At 67.2% G+C, this 8,650-nt stretch carries 7 protein-coding genes; 3 read left to right on the forward strand and 4 right to left on the reverse strand.

From position 1 onward, the window contains the following. Window positions 1-73 precede the first annotated feature (73 nt). The 3 genes from tig to A37U_RS0129585 all read right to left on the reverse strand — a co-directional run bounded on the left by tig (window position 74) and on the right by A37U_RS0129585 (window position 3,257). Complete coding sequence (gene tig, locus A37U_RS0129575; protein WP_020500289.1) at window positions 74-1,486, reverse strand: trigger factor; 1,413 nt, start codon at window positions 1,484-1,486, stop codon at window positions 74-76. Window positions 1,487-2,131: 645 nt separating this feature from the next. Further along, the gene (locus A37U_RS54525; RefSeq protein ID WP_276142908.1) at window positions 2,132-2,266 is read right to left on the reverse strand and encodes a hypothetical protein; all 135 of its coding nucleotides are present in this window, start codon (window positions 2,264-2,266) and stop codon (window positions 2,132-2,134) included. Between the two features lie 19 nt (window positions 2,267-2,285). Next, a complete protein-coding gene (locus tag A37U_RS0129585) occupies window positions 2,286-3,257 on the reverse strand; it encodes a cytochrome c oxidase assembly protein (RefSeq protein ID WP_026197732.1) in 972 nt (323 codons plus the stop codon). An 89-nt stretch (window positions 3,258-3,346) separates the two neighbouring features. Between A37U_RS0129585 and A37U_RS0129590 the strand changes: the two genes are divergently transcribed. The 3 genes from A37U_RS0129590 to A37U_RS0129600 all read left to right on the forward strand — a co-directional run bounded on the left by A37U_RS0129590 (window position 3,347) and on the right by A37U_RS0129600 (window position 7,924). Next, entirely contained in the window at window positions 3,347-4,702 is a 1,356-nt protein-coding gene (locus A37U_RS0129590; RefSeq protein WP_020500292.1) for a type I glutamate--ammonia ligase, read from the forward strand. A gap of 814 nt (window positions 4,703-5,516) precedes the next feature. After that, a complete protein-coding gene (locus A37U_RS0129595) occupies window positions 5,517-7,241 on the forward strand; it encodes a glycine/sarcosine N-methyltransferase (protein ID WP_020500293.1) in 1,725 nt (574 codons plus the stop codon). A gap of 50 nt (window positions 7,242-7,291) precedes the next feature. Then, window positions 7,292-7,924 carry a class I SAM-dependent methyltransferase gene (locus A37U_RS0129600; protein WP_026197733.1) on the forward strand — a complete coding sequence of 211 codons (633 nt, stop codon included), beginning with the start codon at window positions 7,292-7,294 and terminating at the stop codon, window positions 7,922-7,924. Window positions 7,925-8,008: 84 nt separating this feature from the next. Here the strand turns inward: A37U_RS0129600 and A37U_RS45995 are convergent, their stop codons facing one another. Beyond that, window positions 8,009-8,641, reverse strand: a complete 633-nt coding sequence (locus A37U_RS45995) for an ABC transporter ATP-binding protein (protein ID WP_083933989.1) — start codon at window positions 8,639-8,641, stop codon at window positions 8,009-8,011. Window positions 8,642-8,650 lie beyond the last annotated feature (9 nt).

Here is an 8,650-nt window from a genome sequence, read left to right on the forward strand (position 1 = left end):
ACCCTAACGAACGCGGGCGGCGTCGAAGTCCCGACACCGCCCGCGTTCGCTGAGAGCTTGCGACCTCAACCTGTCATTCGGCCTTTTCTCGAGAATCCGCAGCTTCCGGCTCTTCGGCCTGCTCGGCCGTCTCGACCTCGGCCGTCTCGGCCTCCGCGGCGTCCTTGGCCTCGCCGAACAGCTCCTCGAGATCGATCTTCGCGCCCTCGGTGTCGGCGACCGTGGCTTGGCGTACCACGTTCGACAACGCCTTGCCGCGGCGCACGTCCGCGAAGATCGCGCCGAACTGGCCGGACTCCTGCGCCCGCTTGACGTACTCGTCCGGGCTGATGCCGAACCGCTGCGCCTGGTAGATGATCCGCTCGGTGAGTTCGTTCTGCTCGACGCTGACCTGCTCCTGCTCGGCGATCGCGTCCAGGATCAGCTGCTGCTTGACCGCCTTCTCCGCCTCCGCCTTGGCCTCGGCGTCGAACTCCTCGCGGGTCTGGCCCTGCGTCTCGAGGTAGGCGTTGAACTGGTCCTCGTCGTGATCGAAGGGGTGCACCGCGTCGTGCTGACGCTGCTCCACCTCCGCGTCCACGACCGCCTGCGGCAGCGGCACCTCGACGGTGTCCAGCAGCGCCTCGAGCACCTTGTCCCTGGCATCCACGGCCTGCTGCATGGTGTTCATCCGGCCGACCCGCTCGCGCAGGCTCTCCCGCAGCTCGTCGATCGTGTCGAACTCGCTGGCCATCGAGGCGAACTCGTCATCGGCCTCGGGCAGCTCGCGCTCCTTGACCGACTGCACGGTCACTTCCACATCCGCGTCCTTGCCCACGAACTCACCCGCGACCAGCTGGGTCGTGAAGTGCGTCGTGCCACCGGACTCGGTGCCGATCAGCGCCTCGTCGATGCCCTCGATGAGTTCACCCGAGCCGACCTCGTAGGAAAGGCCGGTCGTGGTCGCCTCGTCCACCTTCGTGCCGTCCACGGTCGCGGACAGGTCGATCGAGACGAAGTCGCCGTTCTCGACCGGCCGCTCCACCGTGCTCAACGTGCCGAACCGGGCGCGAAGCTGGTCCAGCTCGGAGTCGACCTGTTCCTCGGTGACCGGAGCCGGATCCACGGTGACCGCGATCTCGCCGTACGCGGGAAGGGCCAGCTCGGGGCGGACGTCGACCTCGGCGGTGAACTCGACCGGCTCACCGTCCTCGACCTTGGTGACCTCGATGTCCGGACGGCCGATCGTGGCGACCTCGTCGTTCTGCACGGCCTCGAGGTACTTCGTCGGCACGACGTCGTTGACCACTTCGGACAGCACCGCCGCCCGGCCGATCCGGCCCTCGAGCAGGCGCGCGGGCGCCTTGCCCGGCCGGAACCCCGGGATGTTGACCTGCTGTGCGAGCTTGCGGTAGACGGAGTCGAAACTCGGCTTCAGCTCGTCGAACGGCACCTCGACGTTGATCCTGACCCGTGTCGGGCTGAGCTGCTCGACGGTGCTCTTCAACCTGATCTCCTGGTCTGGTAGTTACAGTGTCGGTAGATACCACTCCGACCGGCAGCCCTCGGCCGCAGCGCGTGCGGCGGTCACTCCCAGTTTCCGTGGTATGCGTGCTCGGATGAGTCTGCCAGATGCCCAGGCGCAGGTCGGCGAGGGGTTGACAGAGGCGGTCACACCTCGCTGTGCTCGGTGCCCCGATTCGAGATACCGGCGAATCGCCGCCATTTTCCGGACGAGGCGGTGTGGCTTCCCGTGACCGGCACAAACCCGAGGTGCCGGCAGACCCGGCCGCGGCATCGTCGACGCGTATCGACGCCCGACCCTCTGCGCGGCACTCCGGGCAAGCCTGGTGAGAGCGTCGACGAACAGCTCCGCGCCGTCACGCAGTTTCTCGTGCCCGGCCAGCAGATATGCGGGAACAACACTGAAACCGGCAGCGAATCCCCTGCCGAACCCGGTGCGGGCAAGCTCGGTCGGCACGATCGCGTCATAGGCCAGGAACGGGTGCGGATCGTCCTCGGTGACGGAGTACGGGCCGCCTCCTGAGCTCGCCGCGCCTGGTTCGTCGGCCAGGAACCGAGCGAGCCGGCCCCGCAGGTGAACGCATCCAGCCACTGCCGGCGGTGAGCGTTTCGGAGAAGAACCCACTCGTCATCGATGCGTGAACCGGCGCTCGTGCGCGAACGCTCGCGCCGCGCCGGTGCCTCGTCCGGGGCGTCGAGCGAAGAAAGCAAGGCGATGCTCGCCCGCGGCCAGCCCGCGCAGCAGCCCGGCTTGCCCAGCCACGCCCTGCGCCCCTCGCTCGCTAACGCTCCCTACGATGCTCACCCGCGGCCAGCCTGCGCAGCATCGCGTTGTAGGCGGCCAGGTTCGCCTCTTCCTCGTCGTCGATGGTGCTGTCCTCGCCGTGCTCGGGCGCGGTCTCCGGCTGGGTACCGGTGGCCTCGGCGAACTGCTGGCGGCGCGCGGCCTCGAGCCAGCGCCCCATTCCGGCATCCCGTGGCGCGCTGATCCACGCGCCGATGATGTACACGGCGATGAGCACCATGAGCCCGTCCCCGAGCACCCACATGACCGCGCCACCGGTACGCAGGTCGGAAAGCGGCGCGGGCCCCCAGTCGTTCGGCACCATTCCGCTGATCGCGAAGGCATCGGTGTTGTGCATCATCAGGATCACCCCGACCACGGTGTCCACGACCATCCCGATGAACGAGAGGAACAGCCGCAGCGGATAGGACAGCCGCCAGCGGATGGGCTCGCAGTTGAACATCGTGATGAAGAACAGATACCCGCTCAGCAGGTACAGCACGAGCTCCAGGTAACGCAGCCCCGGATTGTCCCGCACCGCGGGCAGGAACGCCGTCAGGTGGGTTCCGACGACCACGACCGCGTAGAACACCAGCGTCACCGGGGGCGCGGTGAGCGCCGCCACGGTGCGCCCGCGCAGCACCCCGGCGACCCGCTGCCCCCCGACGCGCGCGAGCAGCGTCAGCGGCCTGCCGAGGATCAGGAAGGCGGGCACCACCATGATCATCATCAGGTGCTGGATCATGTGCATCCAGTACAACGTCCTGCTGTACGCCTCGATGGAGCTGTTCACCGCGATCAGGCCGAGTACCACGCCGAACTCGAAGAGCAACACGTCGCGCACCGGCCAGCCCTTGACGCGGCGCAGCAGCACCAGGTAACCGAACCCGAGTACCAGGAACACGATCGTGCTCGGCAGGTCGAGCCGCCAGGTGGTGAAGGCGTTCACCCAGCTCAATGGCGCCATCATGGCTCCATATTCCCACCGTGCGCGCGCGGGCGGTTGGGTGGATCATGTGAGCTCGTGCGGGGTGGGACGACCCGAGGAGTCGAACAAGAATGTTGGATCAGCAAGCACGGCGCCGACTCGGTGAACGCGCGGAGGCGATGCGCGCCGAACTCGCCGGCCACGGGGTCACCATGGTCGGGCTGACCTGCGTGGACAACGCGGGCATCACACGGACCAAGGCGGTCCCCCTTTCCCGGCTCACCCACGCAGCACGCTGGGGCGTCGGCATGTCGCCGTGTTTCGACGGGTTCTCCGCGCGCAGCGTCCCGGTACCGAGCGCGCACTCCCCCGGTGTCGTCGGCGACATCCGGCTGCATCCCGACCTCGACCGGCTCACCACCTTCGCGGCCGCGCCCGGCTGGGCCTGGGCACCCGCCGACCGGCTCCGCCAGGACGGCACCCCGCATCCGGGCGACCAGCGCGCCCTCGCCGCTTCGGCGGTCTGCGCGCTGGAGACCGCGGGGCTGCGCGCGCGGATGGCCTTCGAGATCGAGTGGATCATCGGCACCCCGGCCCAGGACGGCTCGTTCACCCCGGCGGCGGGCGGCCAGCCCTACGGTTTCGGGCGGCTGACCGAGCGCGCCGAATACCTCGCCGAGATCGTCGCCTGCCTCGGCGCCCAGGGCATCGAGGTGGACCAGGTACACCCGGAGTACGCGACCGCGCAGTTCGAGCTGTCCATCGCCGCCGCCGATCCGGTGCGCGCCGCCGATGAGTACGTGCTCGTCCGGGAGACCATCCGGGCGGTCAGCTTCGAGCACGGCTGTCGAGCCAGCTTCGCCCCCTCGGTGCAGGCCGGGGCCGCGGGCAACGGACTGCACGTGCACCTGAGCATCTGGTCCGGGCAACGCAACCTGATCGACGCGGGCCCCGGTGACACGGGCGGCTCCTTCGCCGCGGGCATCCTGGACCGGCTGCCCGCATTGCTGGCGATCGGCGCACCGGCCGCGGCGAGCTATCTGCGCTTGGTGCCCCAGCACTGGTCGGCCCCTTACCGCTGCTGGGGCACCGAGAACCGGGAGGCGGCGCTTCGCTGGATCCAGGGCGTGGACGGCGAACGCGACAGCGCGGCCAATATCGAGGTCAAGTGCTTCGACAGCGCCGCCAATCCGTATCTGCTCGCCGCCGGGCTGCTGTTCGCCGGGCTGGCCGGGTACCGCGAGGGCACGCGACTGCCCGGAGAGGTCACCGTCGACCCGGCGACCCTCGCTGCGGACCAGAGCGCCGAACGGCTGCCGGTCAGCCTCGCCGAGGCCACCGTGGCCTTCGAGGCGGATCCAGTACTGTGCCAGGCCTTCGGCACCGAACTCAGCACCCTGATCGCCGATCTGCGCCGCGAGGAACACGGTCACTTCGCCGGCGCCGATCCCGAGCAGGTGGTCGCCGAGTCTCGCTGGCTCTACTGAACCGTGACGAGATCGACATCACGCCCGCCGCTGCCGCCGGGTGCCCGCGCGCCGCGCCGCGAGGTGACAAAGCTGGCGAACCGGGTTCGCGCGCCCGCGTGCGAAATTCGCCGCGCGCGGTGCGCGTACTCCCTCGGAATTTACGCGTTCTGCACGCGACCGGAAATGGCACGTGCGCACCCCAGATTTGTTGCGCCTTCCGCATCAAAGTGCGCATTACGCTCCGAAGCGCAAATCCGGCGAGCGTACGGCTACTGGAGCAACACTTCCGGAGCCATTGCCTCGAATCTCCACTGCTAGTAGCATCCAAGTGCTCCAATCGAATGAAGGAAAGGGTGAAGTACGGCGTGCATGCGTTCTCCGGCTCCACCGTGGATGTCGATTCGAATGCGGCACCGCTACCACGAGAAACAGCATTCGGCACGACTTCGCGAGGCGTACGAATTCACGCCGAGGCGGGTTCACCCAGGGCGACATCGAGGCGCCTCGTGTTCACGCCTTCGCACCATTGTCCCGCGATCGAAGAATGCATACGATAAGTATGGAATTCCGGATGACCGGCGAACAAGGCCGGTCGAGCGCGCCGGACAATTTGTAATGCTGGGCGACTGAACGCGAGCATATTCCGCAATGACGCGGCAGGAACACGGCGCGATAGCCGGTCGTAACCGTCGACGCTGACGGCGCACGAGCATGCGCGAAACACGACCGAATTCCAGTAAAAATCAAATATAACCGAAGCAACAAAAGAAAATAGCAGAACGCAAATTACCGAGTACGCTCAGGTAGTAACGCAGACGCGGAGGACGAGACAATGGCCAAGTCGCCGGCGAAACCGACCCGTACCAACGACTCGAGTGACGTCGAAACGGCAGGCACGAATCCCGCGGTCCCCGATCTACCACCTGTCGAGCCGCACCCTGCCCAGAACTTCGGCGACGAGCCTCTCGAGGTACGGGAATCGGACCACTACACGAACGAGTACGTCGGTGGATTCGTCGACAAATGGGACGAGCTCATCGATTGGAAGAAGCGCTACGAGAGCGAGGGCAGCTTCTTCATCGACCTGCTGAAGTCACGCGGGGTCAAGAAGGTTCTGGATGTCGCGACCGGTACCGGTTTCCATTCCGTGCGGCTGAACGAAGAGGGCTTCGAGACGGTGAGCGCGGACGGGAGCCAGGAGATGCTCGCGAAGGCGTTCGACAACGGCCGGTTCTACGGCGGGCACATCCTGCAGGTCGTGACCGCGGACTGGCGCTGGCTCAACCGCGATGTGCACGGCACCTTCGACGCGGTCATCTGCCTCGGCAACTCGTTCACCCACCTGTTCTCCGAGCGGGACCGGCGCAAGGCGCTCGCCGAGTTCTACGCCGTGCTCAAGCACGACGGCATCCTGATTCTCGACCAGCGCAACTACGACGCGATCCTGGACAACGGATTCTCCAGCAAGCACACCTACTACTACTGCGGTGACTCGGTCTCGGCCGAGCCGGAGTACGTCGACGACGGGCTGGCCCGGTTCCGCTACACCTTCCCGGACAAGTCGGTCTACCACCTCAACATGTACCCGCTGCGCAAGGACTACGTGCGCAGGCTGCTGCGTGAGGTGGGGTTCCAGAACGTGGACACCTACGGTGACTTCCAGGAGAGCTACACGGAGGCGGATCCGGACTTCCTGGTGCACGTGGCGAGCAAGGAGTACATCGCCGAGGCGGACACCAGCAAGTACTCCAAGGCGGTGCACACCGCGCGGGACTACTACAACTCCGAGGACGCGGACAACTTCTACTTCTCCGTATGGGGTGGCGAGGACATCCACATCGGCCTCTACGAGAAGGAGAAGGAAGAGATCGCCTCGGCGAGTCGGCGCACCGTGGAGCGGATGGCGAACAAGCTGACGCTGACCCCGCAGACCAAGGTGCTCGACGTCGGTGCCGGATTCGGCGGTGCCGCCCGGTATCTCGCCGAGACCTACGGCTGCCACGTGACCTGTCTGAACCTCTCGGAGAAGGAGAACGAGCGCAACCGCGCGATGAACGCCGAGCGCGGCCTCTCCCACCTGGTGGAAGTGGTGGACGCCTCCTTCGAGGACATTCCCTTCGACGACGACACCTTCCACGTCGTCTGGTCCCAGGACGCCTTCCTGCACAGCGGGGATCGCACCAGGGTGCTCCAGGAGATCGAGCGGGTCATCAAACCGCACGGTGAGCTGCTGTTCACCGACCCGATGGCCGCGGACAACTGCCCGCGTAACGCGCTGCGCCCGATCCTGGAACGGCTCCACCTGGACACCATGGGTTCCCCGGACTACTACCGGCGCGAGCTGGGCAGGCTCGGGGTCAAGGACGTCGATTTCGAGGCGCACACCGACCAGCTGACCACCCACTACGGCCGGGTGCTGCAGGAGACCGAGGCCCGGGAATCGGAGCTCGGCCTCTCCGCCGACTACCTCGACCCGATGAAGACCGGGCTGCGGCACTGGGTCGACGGCGGCAAGGCGGGCAACCTCGCGTGGGGCATCTTCCACGCCCGCTGGTGATGCCCACAGTGCACCGCTGAACAGCGATCAGCCGGGTACCCTCATCGCTCGTGACGAGTCTGGGTGCCCGGCTGATCGCTGCCATGAACCGGTTCAACGCCGCACGGCCGTGGGACCACAACGCGCACTACCATCGGCTGATTCTGCGGCAGTTACCGGAAAAACCCCGCTCCGCACTCGATATCGGTTGCGGCACCGGAGAATTCGCCAGGAAGCTCGCCGCGACCGGGGCCCGGGTGGACGGGATCGACACCGATCCCGCCGCCATCGCCGAGGCGGCCCGGACCGGCGGCGGAGTCCGCTATCTGACCGCGGATGTGCGTACCGCGCGGCTGGACCGGTACGCCGCGGTGGTCAGCATCGCGACCGTGCACCACCTACCGCTGACCGAGGCCCTCCCCCTGCTGCGCGGGCTGCTCGAACCGGGAGGCACCCTCGTCGTTCTCGGGCTCTACCGCGAGCACACGATCACCGACCGGCTGCTCGGACTCACCGCCGTGGCGGCGAATCTGCTCGTTGCGGCACTGCGTGGCCGGAACACGCCCCGCACCCCGCCGATGTGCACCGGACCGGCCCGGGAAGCCCTCGCCCGGATCCGTTCCGCGGCCGCCACGCAGCTGCCGGGTGCCCGGATCCGGCGCCGCCTGTTCTGGCGCTACATCCTCGTGTACGAGCACCCTTAGCAGCTCCGACAGAACGGTGCGATGCCGAGGTCGCAGATGCCGGGGTGACACAGACGGTACAGTCCCCTCGTCGGTTGCGGTTCGTCACAGACTGTCGGTGGCCGCGACGGCGAGCGTGCCGTCGTCGGCGGTGTGCACGGAGCCGGTGACGTAATAGACGTCTTCGAGCAGGCCGGTCGTGATGACCTCGGCCGGAGCACCGGTGGCGTAGATGTCTCCGTCGGCGAGCGCGACGACATGGTCGGCGATACGCGCGGCGAGGGTGAGGTCGTGCACGACGGCGAGCACTACTGCCGGTTGGGTCCGGGCGATGTGTCGTACCAGGCGGAGCACCTGAAGTTGGTTTCGGAGGTCGAGGTTGCTGGTGGGCTCGTCGAGCAGGAGAACGTCAGGGCGCCGGACGATCGCCTGGGCAAGGCTGACCATCTGCCGTTGACCGCCGGACAGGTCGGCGAGTCGTCTGGTGGCGAGCTCGTCGAGGTGCAGTTCGGCCAGGGTGTCGGCGACCCGGTTCTCGTGCTGGGACCTCGTACCGGCGATACCGCCNAGACGCCGGGCCAGCAGCACGGCTTCGAACACGGTCAGNGAGCTCGGCGGAGGGGGATCCTGGGGCAGGTAGAGGATGTCACCGTGGCGGCGCCTGCTGTCCGCTCCGTTGTCATCGGTCATCCGGATCTGGCTCTCGCACCGGTGGAATCCGGCGATACAACGCAGCAAGGTGGATTT

This window comes from Sciscionella marina DSM 45152 (genome assembly GCF_000379465.1).
GTDB lineage: Bacteria > Actinomycetota > Actinomycetes > Mycobacteriales > Pseudonocardiaceae > Sciscionella > Sciscionella marina.

What these genes read in the sequence shown, in the direction of transcription:
- A37U_RS0129595 (WP_020500293.1), top strand. Translation starts at nt 5,517, where the DNA reads ATGGCCAAGTCGCCGGCGAAACCGACCCGTACCAACGACTCGAGTGAC.
- A37U_RS0129585 (WP_026197732.1), bottom strand. Translation starts at nt 3,257, where the DNA reads ATGATGGCGCCATTGAGCTGGGTGAACGCCTTCACCACCTGGCGGCTC.
- A37U_RS0129590 (WP_020500292.1), top strand. Translation starts at nt 3,347, where the DNA reads ATGTTGGATCAGCAAGCACGGCGCCGACTCGGTGAACGCGCGGAGGCG.